The sequence below is a fragment of the Microbacterium sp. LWH10-1.2 genome, from assembly GCF_038397765.1.
Taxonomy (GTDB): Bacteria; Actinomycetota; Actinomycetes; order Actinomycetales; family Microbacteriaceae; genus Microbacterium; species Microbacterium natoriense.
Window position 1 is genome coordinate 890,701 of record NZ_CP151638.1, and the last position, 20,435, is coordinate 911,135.

The window sequence follows — 20,435 nt, forward strand, 5'->3', positions numbered from 1 at the left end:
AGTGGCGACCAAGTATCACGTCCGCGATGACCTAGAGACGGCGGTCTATGGCGATCAGGAGGGGCATGTCTACTTTGACAGTCGCGAGGACCTTAATCAGGCCGTGGAGGAGCTGTTACTTATTCACGCGATCACATTTGAGCCGGAAGAATGTTAAGGTCCACCCATGACTAAGCGCGTAGCGGTGGCAGCCGTCCTAGCTCTCGGCCTCATCCTGACCGGCTGCGGCTCTCCGGCAGAGGAAGAACCTACCGGCGTGGAGCTGTGCATTCAGGACTACCTCAACGTGAACACAGGTGCGGAGAAGGTGGAGGCGATCCAGGCATGCGGGGATGCCCTCAACGCGGACCCAGATAAGTTCCTAGAGGTCTATGGCGAGTGAGTAACCTGATCGCATGACTGATGACCTGCACGCACGCCTTGCTATCCTCCGCGCACACCTCCGCCCTCAGGGCCTCCTCCTGATCATGGGACCGAATGATGACTATTGGCGCGTGTTTGATGCAGACGGCGCAATCGTCCTTGGAGATCCGGACGCGGTCACCCTCGATGAGGTGGAAGCGGAGTACCTGCCGAAGTAAGCAACACGAAAGCCCTAGAGTCAAGTCGTCCGCTCTAGGGCTTTCTGGTGTCTATCCCAAGTAGAAGTGCTCAACTTCACCCTGGATGGCTATCCTCTTGGCACCCTTTCCACCTTTGGCCACGGTGATCTCCAGCGTTCGAGCCAGGTCCCGTTTCTCCTCCAGCGTCAGGCTCTCAAAGTACGTGATCCACGCACCCGTAAAATTGGTGCCCGTGTCGGTCGGACCCTGCATGAGATCCGCGATCCTCGCGGCTTCACTCGACGCCGTACGGTTCTCCAGGCGCTCGCGCTCCAGGCGGGAGATCTCCTTGTCCAGGCGGCTCAGCTCTCCTGCGACGACGGCCTTATCTACCCCCTTGACGAAGAGCATCTGGGTAGCCTCCTGGCGGTCCTTCTGCGCCTCCAGAAGCTCGGCCTCAATAGCTCGCACCCGGTCCACGTCTGCGGCCTCTACTGTGCCCCACCTCGCGCGGTGATTGGCCTCGAAGTAGAGCGCCATCATGACGCGGTGCTCAGCCAGATGCTTGGCAATTGCAACATGACGCTCCTCTGTCGTCTTCTGAGTGCGTTCGGTGCTGACGCTGCACTGATAGAACTGCTTGCGCGGAAGCATCTTCTCTCCACACACTCCGCACTTCATCACGCCTGAGAGCCACGACTTGGCGAGCGGACGCCCCTGAGGGGAAGGCTGCAACTCCAGCTTGAGCCGGATCTCCTCTAGCTCGCCCCGGCTCACGATTGGCTCAATCTGGGACTTGACCTCCAGCGGCTCTCCCCGGTGCTCGACCACGCCCGCATTCCTCCAGCGTCGAAGGACGTTCTTGACGGAAGACGCAGACCAGGGCTTGCCGCTAGGTCCGAAGAGTCCGGAAGTGTTCCAGCTCTTCTGTAGTGAGAAGATCGAACCTCCCGCGAGGACATGCGCCACACCCTCGCGGATAGCGTCGGCCTCCTTCGGCTCCAGCTCCAGGCCACCCACCTTCCAACCGAACGGGGTACGCCCGCTGATCGGCTTGCCCTCTTCCAGCCGCTGGCGGTGAGCGGCCTTCACGCGCTGACCTTTCAGGTCCGACTCCTGCGCCGACACCGCGACCTTGATGCGAAGGAACATAACGCCGTTGGGGGAGCGGAGGTCCACGGTGTCAAAGACCGTGCGGACGTTGAGCGCGGCCTTCTCGTTCAGAGTGATGATGCGCTCACCGTCTACCGGCTTACGGATGAGCCTGTCCAAGTCCCATGCAAGGAGCGTGTCGAAATCCCCAGCCTCGGCACGCTCAAGCATCCGTTCGAACTCAGGCCGCGTCTTGCGGGAGTAGCGAGAGGCGCTGATGTCGTTGTCCTCAAACTCTGCCACGACGTTCAGCCCTGCTCGCGCGGCCAACTCCAGGCACTCCTTCCGCTGACGCGAGACACCGCGCCCCAGCTTCTCGGAGTCGCGAGAGATACGCAGATACAAGGCCGTCCGTGACATACCCCTAAGTATGCCGTGCCCTTCGCGATCTACCCCGGCCTCTTCATCCTCCGCCTCGGCATCGGCTGAGCGCTCCACGAAAGGACGACAATGACGACTCTTCGACGATGGTGGCGACGCCCTGGTGAGTGGGCGAACGAGCTCGCAGCTGACGAGACCGGCGACGTGCCGGGCTGGGTGCTCGTGACGCTGATGACCGCGGGACTGGTCGTTCTCATCTGGGCGGTCGCGGGGCCCGCGTTGAGCGCCCTGTTCGAGCAGGCCATCCAACGGGTCTCGGGGCTCTGACGTGTCCCTGCGGCGTGTGCTCGTCGATGAGCGCGGATCCAGTGCGGTGGAGTTCGTTCTGGTGGGCACGCTCCTCACAGTGCTCACGCTCGCCGTGCTGCAGCTCGCGCTCGCCGTGTACGTGCGCAATGTCGTGCACGATGCCGCGGTGGAGGGTGCGTACCACGCGGCACTCGCCGACACGGAACCCGAGGAGGGGGTGGAGCGCACTCGGATCGCCGTGAACCGCGCGGTCGGAGCGTCTTACGCGGAGGACGTGACGATCTCCATGACGGAGCAGGAGGCCACCGTGAGAGTTCGCACCACGCTCCCCGTGATCGGTCTGCTCGGCATCCCGCACGCTCTGGAGGTGGAAGCGCATGCGCCGGTGGAGTCGCTGGGTGAAGAATGAAGACGGCTCGGCCGCACTCGAGTTCATCACGGTCGGACTCATCCTGCTCGTGCCTCTCGTCTACCTGATCGCGGCGCTCGGGGTCATCCAGGAGCAGACCCTCGGGGTAGAAGCGGCCGCGCGGCACACGGCTCGGCTGATCGCCCAGGCATCCGACCCCGAGAGCGCCGCAGATCGGGGTGAGCAGGTGCTCGCGGCCGTCGTCGAGGAGTACGGCCTCGACCCCGAGTCCGTCGAAGTGTCGCTCGTATGCACTCCGGTCGGCGCGGAGTGCCCAGCCGCGGGAGTCACGCTGACGGTCACGGTCCGCACCCGCATCGAGCTGCCCCTGATGCCGTCGGTGCTGGGGCTCGACGAGTCCACGGCGATCCCGGTCGAGGCCGCCTCCGTGCAGAAGATCTCCCAACTGTGGGCAGGCGGCTGATGGCCGGTCGGACGGCAGGCGACGATGAGGGGAGTGTCCTTCTGCTGGCGCTCGGCTACGCTCTCCTCGCGCTCGCCCTGATCTTCGTATGCGTCTGCGCGACCGATCTCTACGTCACCCAGAAGCGGCTCGACGCGCTCGCCGACTCCGCCGCGCTCGCCGGAGCGGACGGCTTCACGCTGACCCTCGACGGTGAGGAGGCGCGAGCCGAACTCGACGACGGGGGCGTTCGCGCGCAGGTCGACGCACTGCTCGCCGCGCTGCCGACGGATGCGCGTCTCGTGTCCGCCGGCACCCCGGACGGCCTGTCCGCGCGCGTGACGGTGGAGGCGGAGTGGCGTCCGCCGCTCTTCTCCCTGTTCCTGCCGGACGGCGTCCGCCTCGAGGCGACGGGCACCAGTCGCACGGCACTGCACTGAACGCGGTCGTGCCGGATCGATCAGGTCTCGTCGGCCGCCGTCCGCGGCACGAACATCGGGATCCAGCGGATGAAGCCCACAGCCCCCAGCAGTCCGACCACCCCGATGGCGGCTGCGGCGACCGGCAGGGACGCGACCGCGATGACTCCGGAGATCAGCAACGGGGCGACGGCGCCCCCGGCATCCGTCAGCGTCCGCCAGGAACCGAGGAAGGCCGCCGGTTCGCGCTTCGGAGCGACATCGGCGCCGAGCGTGAGCAGGATGCCGCTGGACAGGCCGTTGCCGACGCCGAGCATGGCCGCGAACATGCCGAACCACAGCACGGAGGCGTCCAGGTCGTGCGTGAACGAGAGAGCGAGGAACCCCGCTCCCATGAGCACCATGGCGGGCATCGCCGCCCAGAGCCGACCGAACCGGTCCATCACCTGCCCGCTCGCGTAGAACAGGGCGAAGTCGATCGCCCCGGAGACGCCCACCACGAGGGCGATCGTGGACGCGTCGAGACCGAGGGAGAGACCCCACAGCGGCAGGAGCACCTGGCGGGCCGAACGCACCGCCGAGAGTGACGCCGCGGCCAGTCCGAGACGCCCGAGCACGGCACGCTGCTGCCACATCGTGCGGAAGACCCCGGCGCGCTCGATCGTCGGGATCGAACCGCTCACCACCTCGCCCGAGTCCTCGGTCAACACAGAGGAGGGCGGCACAGGGACGGTCTTCTCCGGGTCGGGTCCGAACACGACGAGCACGACCATCACCACGAGGCAGACGAGGAAGAACCAGAAAGCTGCCGCCTCGGTGCCGAACAGCTGCAGGAGCCCGGCAGCGACGAACGGACCGATGAAGATCCCGAGGCGGAAACTGCCACCCAGGAGCGACAGCGCCCTGGCGCGGAAGTCCACGGGCACGCGCGTCGTCATGAAGGCGTGCCGCGCCAGCCCGAACGCCGCAGCGCAGAAGCCCAGCAGGAAGACGGATGCCGCGAGCACAGCGGGCGTCGGAGCGAACAGCATCAGCACGCCCGCCGCGATCGCCACGACGCCGCCGATCACCATCGTCATCCGCTCGCCGATGCGGGCGACGGCCCATCCTGCGGGCAGATTGCCGCAGAGCTGACCGACCACCAGGGCGGAGGATATGAGCGCGGCGAGGGCGATATCGGCGCCCATCGACGCCGCGACAACGGGGATCAGCGGGATCACCGCGCCCTCGCCCAGCGAGAACAGCAGCGTCGGCAGGTACACCATGGGCCCGAACTGCCTCAGGACCACGGATGCGCTGCTCATCACTGCGACTCTACTCGGCAGGCTAGGCTGGGTGAGCCATGCTCGAACTCGATCTCTCCGCCGACATCCAGGCCCTGCGAGTCACCTACGGTGACATCCGCGAGGTCGTCGATGTCGAAGCGCTCCGCACAGACATCGCCCGCCTCAGCGAAGAGGCCGGTGCCCCCGACCTCTGGGACGACACCGAGCGGGCCCAGAAGGTGACCAGCGCGCTCAGCCACCGCCAGTCGGCCCTCGCCAGGGTTGAGGGCATCGGCAACCGCCTCGACGACCTTGAGGTGCTCGTCGGCCTCGCCAACGAGATGGACGACGAGGACTCCGCCGCCGAGGCGCGCGCCGAGCTCGCCGCGCTCACCGAGCTGATCAATCAGCTCGAGGTGCAGACGCTCATGGACGGCGAGTACGACGAGCGCAGCGCCATCATCACGATCCGCTCCGGCGCGGGCGGCGACGACGCCACCGACTTCGCCGAGATGCTCATGCGCATGTACCTGCGCTGGGCCGAGCAGCACAAGTACCCGGTCAAGGTCATGGACACCTCCTACGCGGAGGGTGCGGGCATCAAGTCGGCCACGTTCGAGATCGAAGCCCCCTATGCCTTCGGCACGCTGTCGGTCGAGGCCGGCACCCACAGGCTCGCTCGCATCAGCCCGTTCGGCTCCGCCGACAAGCGTCAGACGTCCTTCGCCGCCGTCGAGGTCATCCCGCTCATGGAGGAGGCGACCGAGGTCGACATCCCCGAGGGCGACATCCGCGTCGATGTGTTCCGCTCGTCCGGCCCCGGAGGGCAGTCGGTCAACACCACCGACTCCGCTGTGCGCCTCACGCACCTCCCGACCGGCATCGTCGTGTCGATGCAGAACGAGAAGTCGCAGATCCAGAACCGCGCCGCGGCCATGCGCGTGCTGCAGACCCGCCTCCTGCTTCTGCAGAAGGAGCAGGAAGCAGCGAAGAAGAAGGAGCTCGCCGGCAACATCACGGCGAGCTGGGGCGACCAGATGCGCTCCTACTTCCTCTACGGCCAGCAGCTCGTCAAGGACCTGCGCACCGGGCACGAGTCCGGCAACCCCGCCGCCGTGTTCGACGGCGACCTCGATGGCTTCATCTCCGCCGGCATCCGCTGGCGGAAGCGCAAAGAAGAAGACTAATCGTGCTCAGCGCGCGCTGCCGGCGAGCGAGCCGGTGACGTCCTCGTAGCTGAACAGGACGCACTGGATGGCCCGGTCGTGGCTCATCGTCCAGCTGCGTTTCGTGGGGGTGTAGTAGTAGTAGTCCAGCTCGGACTCGGCATACGTCGTCCCGACGAACGCCTCGAACTCGGCCTCGCAGCGCGTGATCGCCTCGGTCTCGAGCGCATCGTCGCCCGGGAACTCCGGCTCCTCCGCGGCGTCGAACACGAAGTACACCTCGTCGGTGTGCGGCTGATCGCACGGGACGACGGGCACCTCGTACACACCCTTATCCCCGTAATCGATGAGGGGGATGCAGTCTCCGACCGTCAGGTCGAGCACGCCCTTCATGACCGCTCCATCGATGTCAGCGGGATCGACCGGGGTCGGCTCCGCATCCGGCGCATTCGAGGGGGCGGTGCTCTCCTCGGCGACAGGACCGGTGGGGTCGACCGATCCCGTGAACGAGAGGAGCGCCACGGCCACCGCGAGGATCGCGCCGAGACCGCTGGCGCCCAGACCGAGGAAGCCCGGCCACTTGGCTCCGCGGAGGAACAGCGAGACGATCGACAGCACGAAACCGAGGCCGAGCAGCACCCAGCCGCCGACGGCGATCGGGGGGATGCACGAGACGACGATGCCGACGACGGCGACGATGAGGCCCACCAGCCCCAGGACCGACAGCCCCTTCTTCGCGGGCGCGGTCGCGGGTGCGGTCGCGTACGGGGGAGCGGATCCGGAGTATCCGGGGTACGCGGTCGGCTGTGCGGCGAACTGAGCGGCCGACGCCCCGGGACCGGGCAGCTCGAAGGGAGGGGTGAAGGGAGCCGCGTCGCTGTTCGGCGCCGTCGCGTCGACGCTGGGCGTGGACGCCACAGACGCGGCGGCGGCAGCGTCTGCGCTCTGAGCGGCATCAACGGGGTGCGCGGAAGCCGTGGAGTCTGCCGGCCCGGGGGCCGGCGTGGGCGCCTCCACGAGGTGCTCGGTCCACTGCTGGCCGTCCCACCACCGCTGACGTCCTGAACCGTCGTCGTACCAGCCTGCCGGAATCGTCATCTGTCGTCCTCCGTCTGGCTCAGCCGGCCGACGGCGTCACGGTGATGCGCGCCACGGGCTGCAGGATGCCGTCGAGCACGACGACCGTGTAGGAGTCGCTCTGCGCGATGTCGAACGTCGCCGTGCCATGCGCCGTCTCCCCGGCTGCCAGCTCTGCGTTCTCGAACTGGCTGTCGGCGAAGAAGTCGTAGGTGCCCTCGGTGCCGTCGGCGGTCTCGACCGTGAAGTAGAACGGGCCGACGTACGTGGTGCCGTCGACGCCCGTCCACGTCACATCGATCGTGAGGAATCCGCCGTTGGTGGCGTCGATGCCGCTGCCGTCGGACGTGCTCCAGGTCGCCGTGCCGATGACGATGTCGCCGGTCCCGGTCGAGTGCGGGACGGTCACCGTCTCGCCCATCGCACCCTCGACGACCGTTCCGGAGTCGGAGCCGCTGTCGCTGCTGTCCGTGCCGGAGTCCGTTCCCGAGTCGGTGCTGCTCGACGGGAGATCGGTCGGCAGATCTCTGATCGCGGAGCCGACGGCCGAGACGGCGAACACGATGGCCATCACGACGGCGAGGATCGTTCCCAGCACCGAGACGATGATTCCCGCGATTCCCGGCCACTTGCGTCCCTTGAGGAACACCGAGATCAGGGACACGACGAATCCGGCGAAGAGCAGGAACCAGCCGAAGATGGCCGTGAACGGGATGCAGGAGAGGATCGTGCCGAGTCCGGCGATGCCGAGGCCCACGAGGCCCAGGATGGAGAGCGGCACGGGGCCCGTGGGGGCGGCCGCGTAGGGGGCCTGGTAGGCGCCGGGGTAGGTGGGAGCCGCTCCAGGGTAGCCGGGAGCCGCTCCCTGGTACGTCGGCGCAGCGCCGGGGTAGGTCGGGGCCGTTCCGGGGTAGGGCTGCGCGGATGCCGAGCCAGGGTATGCGCCGGGGGCGGGGTATCCCTGGGCCGGGGCTCCCGAGGCATAGGGCGGAAGCGGAGCCGTCGGCGCCGTCGCGCCCGGTGCGATGAAGGGTGTCGTCGGCTGCTCATCCTGAGGCGTGGCTGCCGCGGGCGCGGCTGCCGCAGGGGCGGACCAGTCCTGCGCGGCTGCAACCCCGGTCTCAGCGGGCGCCGTGGTCTCTGCAGGGGCCGCAGTCTCGGGAGCGATGACCGCATCCTCGGGGGCGGCGATCGGCGTCTCGGGGGATGCGACGGCCTCGGACGCGATGACGGTGCCCTCGATGTCCGACGGCGCAGCGGCAGCGGTGCTCGTCTCCGCGTCGTCAGTGGCGGGGGCGGCCTCGGTCGGGGCGGCGTCGACCGCTGCGGGGGCCTCGACCGCGGCATCCGTCTGCAGCGTCTGCTCGACGGGCGTCTCCGAGGAGAGCTGTGTGTCCGGGGCGCTCTCGGCCACGGGGGCGGCGTCCGTCGCGGGCGCCTCGGGCTCGACGAGCGGAGCGAAGTGCTCCGTCCACTGCTCGCCGTCCCACCACCGCTGGCGTCCGGAGCCGTCGTCGTACCAGCCTGCGGGTGTGGTCATCGTGTCCCCCTCGGACCTCGGAGCCCACGCGGGCGGCGTGGATCAGCACCTTCATGTATAGCAGTGAGCGGTGACACGCTCATGGCTGCGGGGTGTCGCTCGACGGCAGACGGGAGCAGGCGCTTAGGCTCGTACCGCCATGATTCGGTTCGAGAACGTCACGAAACGCTATCGCGGGACCACCAGGCCCGCTCTGTCCGGTGTCGACTTCGAGGTCCAGCGAGGAGAGTTCGTCTTCCTCGTGGGGGCGTCGGGGTCCGGCAAGTCGTCGTGCCTGCGACTCATCCTCCGAGAGGATGTGCCGACGTCGGGCCGTGTCGCCGTGCTCGGCCGTGACCTCCGATCCCTCGCGAACCGCAAGGTCCCGTACTTCCGCCGCCACATCGGCTCGGTGTTCCAGGACTTCCGCCTGCTCCCGTCGAAGACCGTCTTCCAGAACGTCGCGTTCACGCTCCAGGTGACCGGATCCTCGCGCGGCTTCATCCAGCAGGCGGTGCCGGAGGCGCTCGCGCTCGTGGGCCTCGACGGCAAGCAGAAGCGCATGCCCCATGAGCTCTCCGGCGGCGAGCAGCAGCGCGTGGCCATCGCCCGCGCTCTCGTGAACCGGCCCCAGGTGCTGCTCGCCGACGAGCCCACCGGAAACCTCGACCCCGCGACCTCCGTCGACATCATGCAGCTGCTCGCCCGGATCAACGCCGGTGGCACGACGGTGCTCATGGCGACGCACGAGGCCGCGTTCGTCGACGCGATGCAGCGTCGCGTGATCGAGCTCCGCGACGGCGAGATGGTGCGCGACGAGGTCCACGGCGGCTACGGCGACACCTCGAACATCCCGCGTCTCGTCCCCGAGGAGGTGCGAGGAGCCGCGGCGGCCGCAGCCCTCACCGCCGTCCAGGAGGTCCAGCGGCAGACCGCCGACCTCTCGGTCGTCCGTGCGGCGCTGGCAGAGGAGCTGAGTGCTCAGCGCAAGGCAGAGGCCTCGACCCCCGACGCCGTGCCCGCTGCATCCGAGATCCCCGAAGCGCAGGCGGCACCCATCGAGCCGCAGCCGGCGCCGCAGGAGGAGAAGCCCGCAGAGGCTCCCGCCGCGGTGGGCCCCCGCACGCACCCCATCGTCCTCCCGCAGGTCGACGTCGCCGAACTCGGCGTCGCCGACAGATTGGGACTCTCCGACGACGGCGACGACGAAGTGGGGCCGACCTCATGAGAATCGGACTCATCCTCACGGAGGCCCTCGGCGGCCTTCGACGCAACATCTCGATGGTGATCTCCGTCGTGCTGGTGACCTTCGTGTCCTTGACGTTCGTCGGAGCGGCGATCCTCATGCAGGCTCAGATCGGCACCATGCGCGGCTACTGGACCGACCGCGCGCAGGTGGTGGTCTCGATGTGCTCGCCGCTGTCCGAGCCCACGAAAGCCTGCGTCGGCGGCGCGGCCGACGAGGATCAGGTCGCCGCGGTCAAGGCGACCCTGGAAGGCGACGCTCTCGCGCGACTCATCTCGAACGTCCGGTTCGAGAACAAGGATGAGGCCTACGCGAACATCGTCGCGCAGCTCGGCGAGGACAAGGCCAGCCTGTTCACCGCCGACCAGATGTCGGAGAGCTTCTACGTCACGCTCAAGGACCCGACCCAGTCGCAGGTCCTCGTCGAGGCGTTCAGCGGCACGGTCGGCGTCGAGCAGGTGAAGGACCAGCTGCAGTACCTCGAACCGCTGTTCTCGGCGCTCACCGTGGCGACGTACATCGCGGTCGGCATCGCCGCGCTGATGCTGATCGCCGCGATCCTCCTGATCGGCACCACCATCCGGCTGTCGGCGTACGCGCGGCGCAAGGAGATCGGCATCATGAGGCTCGTCGGAGCGTCGAACCGCTTCATCCAGACGCCGTTCGTGCTCGAGGGAGTGTTCGCGGCGTTCCTCGGCTCCGTGCTCGCCAGCGCGGCGGTCGTCGCAGGGGTGCACTTCGGGGTCGAAGGATATCTGCGCGGCAGGGTGCCGTTCATCACGACCTGGGTGAGCATGCAGGATGCCGCATATGTCGTGCCCGTGCTCATCGGCATCGGCGTGCTCCTCGCGGCGCTGTCGGCCGGCTTCGCGATCCGCCGGTGGCTGCGCACCTGATAAGCTGACAGGCTGTCGTGCGCCCGCACGGCACGGAATCAGGAGAGCATCATGCCCAGGGAACGCGGGGAGAAGGTCATCGCGACCAATCGTCGCGCACGTCACGACTACAACATCGAGAAGTCGTACGAGGCGGGGATGGTGCTCACCGGCACCGAGGTCAAGTCACTGCGTCAAGGACGCGCGAACCTCAGCGACGGCTACGCGTTCGTCAAGGGCAACGAGGTCTTCCTCGACTCCGTGCACATCCCGGAGTACTCCCAGGGGCACTGGACGAACCACTCGGCCAAGCGGGTCCGCAAGCTGCTGCTGCACCGTGAGGAGATCGCCAAGCTCCAGCACGCCGTGTCGGCGGGCGGGTACACGCTCATCCCGCTGAAGCTCTACTTCTCCGACGGCCGCGCCAAGGTCGAGATCGCGCTCGCGAAGGGCAAGCGCGAGTTCGACAAGCGGCAGACGCTGCGTGAGCGGCAGGACACCCGCGAGGCGGAGCGCGCCATGCGGCTGCGCAACCGCGTCGGGGAGTAGTCAGCCGAACACGCGCCGCAGGAAGGCGATCTCGCGCTCCAGGGCGTCGACGATCGTCTCGGCACGGCGGAACCCGTGCCCCTCACCGGGATACAGCACGTACTCGTGGTCGACGCCGTGTGCGGCCAGGGCGTCGCGGATGGCCTCGGACTGCGCGGGCGGCACGACACGGTCCTCCTCACCCTGCAGCAGCAGCACGGGGACGTCGATCCGATCCGCATGGGTGAGCGGCGAACGCTCGACGTAGAGGGCGTCGGATGCCGGGAGCGGCCCCACGAGGCCCTCGATGTACGACGCCTCGAAGTCGTGGGAGTGCTCGACGAGCCCGCGCAGGTCGGTCACGCCGTAGCGGCTGATCCCCGCGGCGAACGCTCCTCCGCGCACGAGGGCGGAGAGCACGGTCCAGCCTCCGGCGGACCCGCCGCGGATGGCGATGCGCGCGGGGTCGGCCAGCCCGGCATCGGCGAGACCGCGTGCGGCGGCGATCACGTCGTCGACGTCGACGACGCCCCACTGGCCGAGCAGCCTCTCCCGATAGGCGCGGCCGTATCCGGTCGACCCGCCGTAATTCACGTCGAGCACTCCGATGCCGCGACTCGTGTAGAAGGCGATGGCCGCGGACGCCGCGCCGGTGACGTGGGCGGTCGGGCCGCCGTGCACGAGCACGAGATAGGGCGGACGCCCGACCGCCGGAGTCGAGACGTCGGGGTTGGCGGGAGCGTAGGCGAAGGCGTGCACCGGTCCGTGCATCCCGTCGACCACCAGCGCACGCGCCGGCGGCATCCACGCGGCGTCCGAAGGAGCGCCTCCGGCGACGGTCGACACGGCGCCCATGTCGAGGTCGACGCACCAGACTCCCGGAGCGACGGTCGACCCGTTGCCGCTCAGCAGCACCCTGGACCCCGACACGTCGTCGACGCTCACGTGACCGTCGCAGGGCACGGCGAGAGCACGTGCCGACCCGTCACGGTCGATCAGCACGACCTCGTCGCGTCCGTTCGTCCGCACGGCGACGATCCGGCCGTCGTCGAGGAGCCCGTACCAGCGGTTGCCCAGCACCCACAGTCCGTAGCCCGTGTCGGCGTCGGCGGGCGCGATCGGCTCGGGGGTCGAGCCGTCGAGCGCGACCCTGTGCAGGTTCCAGCGACCGGAGGGATCGTCGGCGAACACGAGCTCGTCCACACCGCCCCACTCCGGTTGGAGGGCCGCGCGCGTCGGCAGTACCAGCTCGGCTCCGTCCACACCACGGACGTGCAGCCGGGCGCTGTCCCACGGCATCCGATCGCCGCTCCACTGCACCCAGGCGATCCGGTCCCCGGCGGGGGAGAGCGCGGGGTGGGCGTAGAAGTCGGAGCCCTCGACGACCGTGCCGACCCGTTCGACGTCGTCTGCGGCCGAGCCGTCGATCGGGATATCCACGATCGCGCGCAGATGAGGGTCGGCGGTGAGGTCCTCTCGTACGGCGAACAGCCTCCCGCTCTGCAGCCGCAGCCCTCCGTGGGCAGGACCGGCGGGGGTGAGCGGGCGCGGCTCTGCGCCGTCGTCAAGCCGATACACGCGCTGATCGGAGGCGTTCACGAAGAAGAGCGAACCGGCGGGGCTCGCCGTCCAGGCGCCGCCGCCGTACTCGTGCACGCGGGAGCGCGCGCTCCACGGCGCCGGAAGCACCTCACGCGCTTCTGAGCTGCGCACGGTCACGCGCCCGCCCTCGGAGGGCACCGACTCGCCCCACCAGATCTCGTCGCCGACGAAGCGGGCGCCGTCGATGCGGGGCGAGGACGCAGCGACCGAGGCGGCGGAGAAGGGAGACGGCCAGGACCCGAACGGCATCGACATGCCTCGAGCCTATTGGCGTGCGACACACGACGTCACACAGGATGCGGGCGGGCGTCGGCGTGCCATAGGTTTCTGGAAACGCCCGGTTCGCCCCGGTGCGTGGAGCGACAGCCGAGCCCGGCACCCGCCCGCGAGATCGACGCAGTCCTGCGCCGCTCGCGGCCCCGTGCCCGCCCTGTCCCCAGGAGAAGAAGATGTCTTCCGAGACGCCGAACCCTCGAGTGCCGTTCTCCTTCGAGCTCTATCCGCCGCGCTCGGCGTCCAGCCACGAGGCGCTGCACGAGACCGTCCGTCGGCTGGCGGCCGCAGGGCCCGACTTCATCTCGGTGACCTACGGCGCCGGCGGCTCGACCGGGGGACGCTCCCTGGAGGTGCTCCGCTTCATCCGCGAGCACACCGCCGTCGAGCCCCTCGCGCACCTCACCTGCGTGGGCAACACCTACGCGGGCGCCGCGACGCTCATCAGGGAGTTCCTGGATGCCGGCATCCTCAGCTTCCTCGCCCTCCGCGGGGATCCGCCCGTCGGACAGGACGAGCCGTTCCTCGGCGACCTGGAGAGCGCGGCGCAGCTCGTGCAGCTCATCGACCGCGTGCAGGCGGAGCGCGCCCCCTACGAGGAGTCGCCGGTGCCCGGCATCCCCGGCGCCGCACGCGTGAGCGCGCGCCGCAAGGCGAGCATCGCGGTCGCCGCCTTCCCCAACGGGCACCCGCGCTCCGTCCACCGCTGGCAGGATGTCGACGCGCTGCTCGCGAAGCAGGCCGCCGGCGCGACCTCCGCGATCACGCAGCTGTTCTTCCACGCCGACGACTACCTCACGTTCGTCGAGAGGGCGCGCGCCGCCGGCGTCACGATCCCGATCCTCCCCGGCATCATGCCGATCGTCTCGCCGGTTCGGCTCGCTCGTGTGCTCGAACTCACCGGCGAGACGCTGCCCAGCGAGCTCGCCATCGCCCTCGACGTAGAGCCGACCCCCGAGGGCCGGCACGAGATCGGCGTCGAGTGGGCCGCGCGCCTCGCCAGGGAGGTCGTCGCCGGCGGCGCACCCGGCGTGCACCTCTACGCGTTCAACCAGCACGACACCGTGCTCACCGTCCTCGAGGAGGCCGGCGTCCTGCCGGTGTCCCGACTCCGCTGACCCCAGAACCCCCGCTGAAAGGAACACCCATGTCCGCATTCCCCGAGGGCACCATCCTCGGCTACCCCCGTATCGGTCGCCGTCGCGAGCTGAAGAAGGCCGTCGAGGCGTTCTGGGCCGGCCGCACCGACCTCGCCGAGCTGGAGACCACCTCCGCCGAGCTGCGCGCAGCCACGCGCGAACGTCTCGCCGCGCTCGGCCTCGGCCGCACCGACTCGGCCATCCCCGAGTCGTTCTCGTACTACGACCAGGTGCTCGACGCCGCGGTGACCGTCGGCGCGATCCCCGCGCGGTTCGAGGACCTCCGGTCGGAGGACGGCACCATCGGCCTCCCGGCGTACTTCACCGTCGCCCGCGGCGAGGGGGAGCGCGCCCCGCTCGAGATGACCAAGTGGTTCGACTCGAACTACCACTACCTGGTGCCGGAGATCGGCCCCGAGACGGTGTTCTCGCTGTCCAGCGACCGCGTCGTCCGTGAGTTCGCAGAGGGCGCGGCGGCCGGGTTCACGACCCGCCCGGTCATCGTCGGTCCGGTGACCCTCCTCGCTCTGGCGAAGGCCTCGGACGACGCCCCCGAGGGGTTCGATCCGCTGTCGCGTCTCGACGACCTGCTCCCCGTCTACGTCGAGCTGCTCGCGCGGCTGAAGGACGCCGGTGCGGAGTGGGTGCAGCTCGACGAGCCCGCTCTGGTCAGCGAGTCGCTCCCTGCGTCGATCGCTGCGCTGTCGGATGCCGCCGGCCGTGCCCTCGCGGTGCTGGGCGGAGCGGCGGCGCGACCGTCGATCCTGGTCGCCGCGCCGTACGCCGACCTCGGCGAGGTGTTCCCCGTGCTGGCCGCTGCCCCGATCGAGGCGATCGCCGTCGACCTCGTGCGCGGAGGCGTGCCCGCGGCCGCAGCCGGCCTGGAGGGGAAGACCCTCGTGGGCGGCGTCGTCGACGGTCACAACATCTGGCGCGGCGACCTCGCCTCGGCCTTCGACACGCTCGAGGCGCTGCGCGCGCTCGGCGCCGCCGGAGTCTCCGCCTCCACGTCGACCTCTCTGCTGCACGTGCCGCACGACGTGTCCGACGAGACGAAGCTCGATGCGCGTCTGGTCTCGTGGCTCGCCTTCGCCGACCAGAAGGTCGAGCAGGTCGTGGCCCTGGCCCGGGGCCTCGCCGAGGGGCGTGCGGCCGTCGCCGCCGATCTCGACGCGGCATCCGCTGCCCTGCAGGACCGTCTCTCGGCTCCGGGCGTCCGCGACGGTGCCGTTCGTGCCCGTGCACTCACCGAGGCGGACTTCTCGCGCGTGTCCTATGAGGAGCGCGAGTCCGCGCAGGAGTCCCTCGGCCTTCCGGCGCTGCCGCTCACGACGATCGGGTCCTTCCCGCAGACCGGCGACATCCGTCGCGCCCGGGCGCGATTCACCAGGGGCGAGATCCCCGCCGAGGACTACGAGGAGTTCCTGCGCCGCGAGGTCGCCAGCGTCGTCTCGCTGCAGGAGGACCTGGGCCTCGACGTGCTCGTGCACGGTGAGCCGGAGCGCAACGACATGGTGCAGTACTTCGCCGAGAACCTCGACGGCTTCGACGTCACCGAGAACGGCTGGGTGCAGTCGTACGGCTCCCGCGCGACCCGCCCCTCCCTCCTGTGGGGCGACGTCTCCCGTCCCGCTCCGATCACGGTGGACTGGTCGACGTACGCGCAGTCGCTCACGACCAAGCACATGAAGGGGATGCTGACGGGACCCGTCACGATCCTCGCCTGGTCCTTCGTCAGAGACGACCAGCCGCTCGGCGAGACCGCGAACCAGGTGGCGCTCGCCCTGCGCGACGAGATCGCCGACCTCGAGGCCGCTGGCATCGCGATCATCCAGGTCGACGAGCCCGCGCTGCGCGAGCTGCTGCCTCTGAAGAAGGCGGATCAGTCCGCGTACCTGCAGTGGTCCGTGGACTCGTTCCGTCTCGCGACGGGTGGCGCGGCGGCGGGCACCCAGGTGCACACCCACCTCTGCTACTCGGAGTTCGGCGTCGTGATCGACGCGATCCGCGCCCTCGACGCCGACGTGACCTCGATCGAGGCGGCCCGCAGCCGCATGGAGGTCGTGGCGGACATCGCTGAGGTCGGCTTCGATCACGGCATCGGCCCCGGTGTCTACGACATCCACTCGCCGCGCGTCCCCTCAACGGAGGAGGTCGAGTCGCTGCTGCGCCGCGCGGTGGACGAGATCCCGACGCGCCAGCTGTGGGTCAACCCCGACTGCGGTCTGAAGACGCGTGGATACGACGAGACCGTGGCGTCGCTGCGCAACATCGTCGAGGCCACGCGTCGGGTGCGCGAGGACGTGGTCGTCGCGGTCTGACGCTCGCTCGAAGAGAGAAGCGAACCGCCCTTCCCGGAGTTCGGGAAGGGCGGTTCGCTGTCGTCAGCCGTCGTCAGACCGCGCGCAGCACCGCGACGATCTTGCCGAGGATCACGGCCTCGTCGCCCAGGATGGGCTCGAAGGCGGAGTTGCGGGGGAGGAGCCAGGTGTGCCCGTCGCGGCGGCGGAGCACCTTGACCGTGGCCTCGCCGTCGAGCATGGCCGCGACGATCTCGCCGTTCTCCGCGCTGTGCTGCGAGCGGACCACGACCCAGTCGCCGTCGCAGATCGCGGCGTCGATCATCGACTCGCCCGACACCTTGAGCATGAACAGGTCGCCCTTGCCGACGAGCTGCCGGGGGAGCGGGAAGATCTCCTCGACCTGCTGATCCGCGGTGATCGGCACTCCGGCGGCGATGCGGCCCACCAGCGGCACGAGAGCGGCGTCTCCGACCGGGGTGGCGACGTCGGCGGGGTTCTCGCCGCTCGCGCCGGGGAGGTCGATGAGCACCTCCATGGCCCTGGTCTTGCCGGGGTCGCGGCGCAGATAGCCGCTGAGCTCCAGCTGTCCGAGCTGATGCGTGACGCTGGACAGCGACTTGAGACCGACGGCGTCGCCGATCTCGCGCATGCTCGGCGGATAGCCGTGCCGGCTGATCGAGTTCTGGATGACCTCGAGGATCGCCATCTGCTTGGGGCTGAGGCTCTTGCGGCGACGGGTGCGCGGCGCCTCGGTGTCGGGGGCGGAGTTCTCGCTCATCGTGCTCCTTTGTACGCGATTCCGGCGTCGCAGTTCGAATGTCGGAGGTCCGTGGTGGGGTATCCGTATCGAAACCGTATCCGAGAAACGGCCCGATCTGGAAGATCTGTTCGAGCGTGTCGGCAGATTCTCGAATCAGGTTTCGAAGAACGCTTGACAGATGTTCGAACTCGAAGATATCTTCGGTACGTAGCTTCGCATTCCTGACTCCCGGCCGAGTCCTGGATGCGAACGCTACGCCAACTTTCTCCGGCGGGGATGATCCGTCGGAGGGCAGAAAGGGAGCACGACATGAGCACCATCACCTTCGGAACCGCAGCAGTCCTTCCGGCACGTCCGGCCGCACGCCTGCGTCTGACGGTCCGCGGTCGCCGCGTGCTCCTCGGGCTCGCCTCGATCCCTCTCGCGGCGGGCATCGCCTTCGCCGCGCTCAGCGGTGGAAGCGCTGCGGCGTCCGGCGCTCACGTCGCGGCGGCGTCTTTCGAGACCGTCACGGTGATGCCGGGGGATACCCTCTGGTCGATCGCCACCACGGTCGCTCCCGACGCCGACCCTCGCGAGGTGATCGGCGAGATCAGTCGGCTCAACATGCTCACGGGCGGCGCACTGCAGATCGGCGACGAGCTCGCCATCCCCGCGCAGTACTCCGAGTGATCTCGGAGCGCGCGTCCTGCAAGCCCCTCGTGGGAGCGGTGCATGCGCAATGCGGCGTCACCCGGTGCATCATCGGCCTTCGCGCGTCCTAGCATGGGAAGGGTGACCGCATCACTCGCTGACCTCCCGCTTCGCGACGACCTCCGCGGATTGACTCCCTACGGAGCTCCGCAGGCCCCGCTTCCCATCGCGCTCAACGTCAACGAGAACACGCATCCCATTCCGGATGCCGTCGCCAGCGACATCCTCGACGACATCGCCGTGGCGCTGCGTGACATGAACCGCTACCCGGATCGAGAGTTCACGACTCTGCGCGAGGGCTTCGCCGAGTATCTCGGACACGGCCTCACTGCCGAGCAGATCTGGGCGGGCAACGGCTCGAACGAGGTGCTGCAGCACATCCTTCAGGCCTTCGGCGGTCCCGGACGCACGGCGTTCGGCTTCGCGCCCACGTACTCCATGTACCCGCTGATCGCTCAGGGCACCGGCGCGCGCTGGGTGGCGGGCGTCCGCGAGCCCGACTACACGATCACCGCGGAAGACGCTGCTGCTCAGGTGCGCGCTGTCGACCCCGACGTGATCCTGCTGTGCTCCCCGAACAACCCGACGGGCACGCCCCTCGGGCTCGATGTCGTCGAGGCCGTCTACGCGGCGGCCAGAGGCATCGTGATCGTCGACGAGGCGTATCAGGAGTTCGCACCGCGGGAGGCGGCATCCGCGCTCTCTCTCCTCGAAGGGCGTCCGCGTCTGGCGGTGTCGCGCACGATGAGCAAGGCGTTCGCCTTCGCGGGAGCGCGGGTGGGCTACCTGGCCGCCGATCCCGCGTTCATCGACGCGCTGCGCCTCGTGCGCCTGCCCTATCACCTGAGTGCCCTCACCCAGGCGGCGGCGATCGCCGCGCTGCGCAACGCCGACGTCATGCTCGGCATGGTCGACGAGATCGTCGAGCAGCGCGACCGCATCTCGGCGACCCTGGAAGCCCTCGGGTACACGCCGCACGAGTCCTGGTCGAACTTCGTCCTCTTCGGCGGCGTCGTCGACCCGAAGGCCACGTGGCAGCAGCTGTACGACAGGGGCGTGCTGATCCGCGACGTCGGCATCCCCGGCCACCTCCGCGTCACCGCGGGTACGGAGGCCGAGACCACGGCGTTCCTCGACGCCCTCGCCTCGATAGGATCGGCATCATGAGCACCCCCGCCCCGCGTACAGCCCGCCGCGTGCGCAGCACGTCGGAGTCCACGGTCGAGCTCGAGCTCAACCTCGACGGGACGGGTGTGAGCCGCATCGACACCTCGGTGCCGTTCTTCGACCACATGCTGACCGCGTTCGCGAAGCACTCCCTCACCGACCTCACGGTGCGGGCGTCCGGCGACACGAACATCGATGCGCACCACACCGTCGAGGACGTCTCGATCGTGCTCGGGCAGGCGATCCGCGAGGCGCTGGGCGACAAGTCCGGCATCTCCCGTTACGGCGACGCGCTGGTCCCTCTCGACGAGGCGCTCGCGCAGGCGGTCGTCGACATCTCCGGTCGCCCGTACCTCGTGCACGAGGGTGAGCCCACAGGATTCGAGTACCACCTCATCGGCGGTCACTTCACGGGCGCCCTCGTGCGGCACTCGTTCGAGGCGATCACGTTCAACGCCGGACTCACCGTGCACGTCCGCGTGCTGGGCGGCCGCGATCCTCACCACATCGCCGAGGCGGAGTACAAGGCCTTCGCGCGTGCCTTCCGCCAGGCGAAGGCCCTCGATCCGCTGGTCGACGGCGTCCCGTCCACCAAGGGCGCGCTATGAGCAGCGCGCCCACGGTCGCCGTCTTCGACTACGAGTCCGGCAACGTCCACTCCGCCGTCAAGGCACTCGTCGCCGCGGGAGCGGATGCTGTGCTCACCCGCGACAAGACGCAGGCGCTGGAGGCCGACGGCCTCGTGGTTCCTGGCGTCGGCGCATTCCAGGCCGTCCGCGACGCGCTGTTCGCCCACGGCGGTGACGAGATCATCGATCGTCGGCTCGCCGGCGGGCGCCCGGTGCTGGGCATCTGCGTCGGCATGCAGGTGCTGTTCTCCCACGGCGTCGAGCGCGGACACGACACCGAGGGCCTCGGCGAATGGCCGGGTGCGGTGACGGAGCTCAACGCGCCGGTCCTGCCGCACATGGGCTGGAACACGGTCGAGCCCGGCGCCGACAGCGTGCTGTTCCGCGGCATCGAGCAGGAGCGGTTCTACTTCGTGCACTCGTACGCGGCGCAGTCCTGGGAGCTCGACGTCATCCCTCCGTTCCCGCAGCCCGTGCTCACCTGGACGACGTACGGAGATCCCTTCCTCGCAGCCGTCGAGAACGGCCCGCTCTCGGCCACCCAGTTCCACCCGGAGAAGTCCGGAGACGCGGGCATCCAGCTGCTGCGCAACTGGGTCGGCAGCCTCTGACCTCCTCGATCGGCGTCACGCATTTGA

General features: G+C 69.1%; 22 protein-coding genes. 16 read left to right on the forward strand and 6 right to left on the reverse strand.

What is annotated here, in order from left to right:
- Window positions 1-166: 166 nt before the first annotated feature.
- Both MRBLWH10_RS04190 and MRBLWH10_RS04195 read left to right on the forward strand, forming a co-directional pair.
- A complete protein-coding gene (locus MRBLWH10_RS04190) occupies window positions 167-382 on the forward strand; it encodes a hypothetical protein (protein WP_341941739.1) in 216 nt (71 codons plus the stop codon).
- A 13-nt stretch (window positions 383-395) separates the two neighbouring features.
- Window positions 396-581: a hypothetical protein gene (locus tag MRBLWH10_RS04195; protein WP_341941740.1), complete on the forward strand. Its 186-nt coding sequence runs from the start codon at window positions 396-398 to the stop codon at window positions 579-581.
- A gap of 51 nt (window positions 582-632) precedes the next feature.
- Here the strand turns inward: MRBLWH10_RS04195 and MRBLWH10_RS04200 are convergent, their stop codons facing one another.
- Entirely contained in the window at window positions 633-2,132 is a 1,500-nt protein-coding gene (locus MRBLWH10_RS04200) for a recombinase family protein (RefSeq protein ID WP_341941741.1), read from the reverse strand.
- 12 nt (window positions 2,133-2,144) lie between these two features.
- Between MRBLWH10_RS04200 and MRBLWH10_RS04205 the strand changes: the two genes are divergently transcribed.
- From MRBLWH10_RS04205 to MRBLWH10_RS04220, 4 genes are read left to right on the forward strand one after another with little or no spacing between them, the layout of a single operon-like run.
- Window positions 2,145-2,342 carry a hypothetical protein gene (locus tag MRBLWH10_RS04205; protein ID WP_341941742.1) on the forward strand — a complete coding sequence of 66 codons (198 nt, stop codon included), beginning with the start codon at window positions 2,145-2,147 and terminating at the stop codon, window positions 2,340-2,342.
- Window positions 2,343-2,349: 7 nt separating this feature from the next.
- Window positions 2,350-2,733, forward strand: coding sequence for a TadE/TadG family type IV pilus assembly protein (locus MRBLWH10_RS04210; RefSeq protein WP_341942561.1), 384 nt, complete (start codon window positions 2,350-2,352; stop codon window positions 2,731-2,733).
- The gene (locus MRBLWH10_RS04215; protein ID WP_341941743.1) at window positions 2,723-3,157 is read left to right on the forward strand and encodes a TadE family protein; all 435 of its coding nucleotides are present in this window, start codon (window positions 2,723-2,725) and stop codon (window positions 3,155-3,157) included. Before MRBLWH10_RS04210 ends, MRBLWH10_RS04215 begins: the two co-directional genes overlap by 11 nt.
- Window positions 3,157-3,576, forward strand: coding sequence for a pilus assembly protein TadG-related protein (locus MRBLWH10_RS04220; protein WP_341941744.1), 420 nt, complete (start codon window positions 3,157-3,159; stop codon window positions 3,574-3,576). Before MRBLWH10_RS04215 ends, MRBLWH10_RS04220 begins: the two co-directional genes overlap by 1 nt.
- A 20-nt stretch (window positions 3,577-3,596) precedes the next feature.
- Here MRBLWH10_RS04220 and MRBLWH10_RS04225 read toward each other — a convergent pair whose 3' ends face one another.
- Window positions 3,597-4,859, reverse strand: coding sequence for an MFS transporter (locus MRBLWH10_RS04225; protein ID WP_341941745.1), 1,263 nt, complete (start codon window positions 4,857-4,859; stop codon window positions 3,597-3,599).
- Window positions 4,860-4,897: 38 nt separating this feature from the next.
- Here MRBLWH10_RS04225 and prfB point away from each other — a divergent pair, with 38 nt between their 5' ends.
- Window positions 4,898-6,007, forward strand: a complete 1,110-nt coding sequence (gene prfB, locus MRBLWH10_RS04230; RefSeq protein ID WP_105672410.1) for a peptide chain release factor 2 — start codon at window positions 4,898-4,900, stop codon at window positions 6,005-6,007.
- A 6-nt stretch (window positions 6,008-6,013) separates the two neighbouring features.
- Here prfB and MRBLWH10_RS04235 read toward each other — a convergent pair whose 3' ends face one another.
- A complete protein-coding gene (locus MRBLWH10_RS04235) occupies window positions 6,014-7,084 on the reverse strand; it encodes a DUF2510 domain-containing protein (RefSeq protein ID WP_341941746.1) in 1,071 nt (356 codons plus the stop codon).
- Window positions 7,085-7,103: 19 nt separating this feature from the next.
- Window positions 7,104-8,603 (reverse strand): DUF2510 domain-containing protein, encoded by a 1,500-nt coding sequence (locus MRBLWH10_RS04240; protein ID WP_341941747.1) that lies wholly within the window; start codon window positions 8,601-8,603, stop codon window positions 7,104-7,106.
- 139 nt (window positions 8,604-8,742) lie between these two features.
- Here MRBLWH10_RS04240 and ftsE point away from each other — a divergent pair, with 139 nt between their 5' ends.
- From ftsE to smpB, 3 genes are read left to right on the forward strand one after another with little or no spacing between them, the layout of a single operon-like run.
- On the forward strand, window positions 8,743-9,810 hold the full coding sequence (ftsE, locus tag MRBLWH10_RS04245) for a cell division ATP-binding protein FtsE (RefSeq protein WP_341941748.1): 1,068 nt from the start codon (window positions 8,743-8,745) through the stop codon (window positions 9,808-9,810).
- Window positions 9,807-10,724: a permease-like cell division protein FtsX gene (gene ftsX, locus MRBLWH10_RS04250; protein ID WP_341941749.1), complete on the forward strand. Its 918-nt coding sequence runs from the start codon at window positions 9,807-9,809 to the stop codon at window positions 10,722-10,724. The genes ftsE and ftsX overlap by 4 nt, the downstream gene beginning before the upstream one ends.
- A gap of 51 nt (window positions 10,725-10,775) precedes the next feature.
- Complete coding sequence (gene smpB / locus MRBLWH10_RS04255) at window positions 10,776-11,252, forward strand: SsrA-binding protein SmpB (protein ID WP_060927199.1); 477 nt, start codon at window positions 10,776-10,778, stop codon at window positions 11,250-11,252.
- Here smpB and MRBLWH10_RS04260 read toward each other — a convergent pair whose 3' ends face one another.
- On the reverse strand, window positions 11,253-13,088 hold the full coding sequence (locus tag MRBLWH10_RS04260; protein ID WP_341941750.1) for a prolyl oligopeptidase family serine peptidase: 1,836 nt from the start codon (window positions 13,086-13,088) through the stop codon (window positions 11,253-11,255).
- Window positions 13,089-13,282: 194 nt separating this feature from the next.
- Between MRBLWH10_RS04260 and MRBLWH10_RS04265 the strand changes: the two genes are divergently transcribed.
- Together MRBLWH10_RS04265 and metE are read left to right on the forward strand one after the other, a co-directional pair.
- Window positions 13,283-14,224 carry a methylenetetrahydrofolate reductase gene (locus MRBLWH10_RS04265; RefSeq protein WP_105672405.1) on the forward strand — a complete coding sequence of 314 codons (942 nt, stop codon included), beginning with the start codon at window positions 13,283-13,285 and terminating at the stop codon, window positions 14,222-14,224.
- A gap of 29 nt (window positions 14,225-14,253) precedes the next feature.
- Window positions 14,254-16,566: a 5-methyltetrahydropteroyltriglutamate--homocysteine S-methyltransferase gene (gene metE / locus MRBLWH10_RS04270; protein ID WP_341941751.1), complete on the forward strand. Its 2,313-nt coding sequence runs from the start codon at window positions 14,254-14,256 to the stop codon at window positions 16,564-16,566.
- 73 nt (window positions 16,567-16,639) lie between these two features.
- Here metE and lexA read toward each other — a convergent pair whose 3' ends face one another.
- Window positions 16,640-17,326 carry a transcriptional repressor LexA gene (gene lexA, locus MRBLWH10_RS04275; protein WP_105672403.1) on the reverse strand — a complete coding sequence of 229 codons (687 nt, stop codon included), beginning with the start codon at window positions 17,324-17,326 and terminating at the stop codon, window positions 16,640-16,642.
- 291 nt (window positions 17,327-17,617) lie between these two features.
- On the opposite strand from lexA, the gene MRBLWH10_RS04280 reads away from it, so the two are divergent.
- The 4 genes from MRBLWH10_RS04280 (at window position 17,618) to hisH (ending at window position 20,408) form a co-directional block, all read left to right on the forward strand.
- Entirely contained in the window at window positions 17,618-17,980 is a 363-nt protein-coding gene (locus MRBLWH10_RS04280; RefSeq protein ID WP_341941752.1) for a LysM peptidoglycan-binding domain-containing protein, read from the forward strand.
- Window positions 17,981-18,073: 93 nt separating this feature from the next.
- A complete protein-coding gene (locus MRBLWH10_RS04285; protein WP_341941753.1) occupies window positions 18,074-19,168 on the forward strand; it encodes a histidinol-phosphate transaminase in 1,095 nt (364 codons plus the stop codon).
- Complete coding sequence (hisB, locus tag MRBLWH10_RS04290) at window positions 19,165-19,776, forward strand: imidazoleglycerol-phosphate dehydratase HisB (protein ID WP_105672400.1); 612 nt, start codon at window positions 19,165-19,167, stop codon at window positions 19,774-19,776. The genes MRBLWH10_RS04285 and hisB overlap by 4 nt, the downstream gene beginning before the upstream one ends.
- Window positions 19,773-20,408 carry an imidazole glycerol phosphate synthase subunit HisH gene (hisH, locus tag MRBLWH10_RS04295; RefSeq protein ID WP_105672399.1) on the forward strand — a complete coding sequence of 212 codons (636 nt, stop codon included), beginning with the start codon at window positions 19,773-19,775 and terminating at the stop codon, window positions 20,406-20,408. Before hisB ends, hisH begins: the two co-directional genes overlap by 4 nt.
- Window positions 20,409-20,435 lie beyond the last annotated feature (27 nt).

What these genes read in the sequence shown, in the direction of transcription:
- MRBLWH10_RS04190 (WP_341941739.1), top strand. Translation starts at nt 167, where the DNA reads ATGACTAAGCGCGTAGCGGTGGCAGCCGTCCTAGCTCTCGGCCTCATC.
- MRBLWH10_RS04195 (WP_341941740.1), top strand. Translation starts at nt 396, where the DNA reads ATGACTGATGACCTGCACGCACGCCTTGCTATCCTCCGCGCACACCTC.
- MRBLWH10_RS04205 (WP_341941742.1), top strand. Translation starts at nt 2,145, where the DNA reads ATGACGACTCTTCGACGATGGTGGCGACGCCCTGGTGAGTGGGCGAAC.
- MRBLWH10_RS04220 (WP_341941744.1), top strand. Translation starts at nt 3,157, where the DNA reads ATGGCCGGTCGGACGGCAGGCGACGATGAGGGGAGTGTCCTTCTGCTG.
- MRBLWH10_RS04225 (WP_341941745.1), bottom strand. Translation starts at nt 4,859, where the DNA reads ATGAGCAGCGCATCCGTGGTCCTGAGGCAGTTCGGGCCCATGGTGTAC.
- prfB (WP_105672410.1), top strand. Translation starts at nt 4,898, where the DNA reads ATGCTCGAACTCGATCTCTCCGCCGACATCCAGGCCCTGCGAGTCACC.
- MRBLWH10_RS04235 (WP_341941746.1), bottom strand. Translation starts at nt 7,084, where the DNA reads ATGACGATTCCGGCAGGCTGGTACGACGACGGTTCAGGACGTCAGCGG.
- MRBLWH10_RS04240 (WP_341941747.1), bottom strand. Translation starts at nt 8,603, where the DNA reads ATGACCACACCCGCAGGCTGGTACGACGACGGCTCCGGACGCCAGCGG.
- ftsE (WP_341941748.1), top strand. Translation starts at nt 8,743, where the DNA reads ATGATTCGGTTCGAGAACGTCACGAAACGCTATCGCGGGACCACCAGG.
- ftsX (WP_341941749.1), top strand. Translation starts at nt 9,807, where the DNA reads ATGAGAATCGGACTCATCCTCACGGAGGCCCTCGGCGGCCTTCGACGC.
- smpB (WP_060927199.1), top strand. Translation starts at nt 10,776, where the DNA reads ATGCCCAGGGAACGCGGGGAGAAGGTCATCGCGACCAATCGTCGCGCA.
- MRBLWH10_RS04260 (WP_341941750.1), bottom strand. Translation starts at nt 13,088, where the DNA reads ATGTCGATGCCGTTCGGGTCCTGGCCGTCTCCCTTCTCCGCCGCCTCG.
- MRBLWH10_RS04265 (WP_105672405.1), top strand. Translation starts at nt 13,283, where the DNA reads ATGTCTTCCGAGACGCCGAACCCTCGAGTGCCGTTCTCCTTCGAGCTC.
- metE (WP_341941751.1), top strand. Translation starts at nt 14,254, where the DNA reads ATGTCCGCATTCCCCGAGGGCACCATCCTCGGCTACCCCCGTATCGGT.
- lexA (WP_105672403.1), bottom strand. Translation starts at nt 17,326, where the DNA reads ATGAGCGAGAACTCCGCCCCCGACACCGAGGCGCCGCGCACCCGTCGC.
- MRBLWH10_RS04280 (WP_341941752.1), top strand. Translation starts at nt 17,618, where the DNA reads ATGAGCACCATCACCTTCGGAACCGCAGCAGTCCTTCCGGCACGTCCG.
- MRBLWH10_RS04285 (WP_341941753.1), top strand. Translation starts at nt 18,074, where the DNA reads ATGGGAAGGGTGACCGCATCACTCGCTGACCTCCCGCTTCGCGACGAC.
- hisB (WP_105672400.1), top strand. Translation starts at nt 19,165, where the DNA reads ATGAGCACCCCCGCCCCGCGTACAGCCCGCCGCGTGCGCAGCACGTCG.
- hisH (WP_105672399.1), top strand. Translation starts at nt 19,773, where the DNA reads ATGAGCAGCGCGCCCACGGTCGCCGTCTTCGACTACGAGTCCGGCAAC.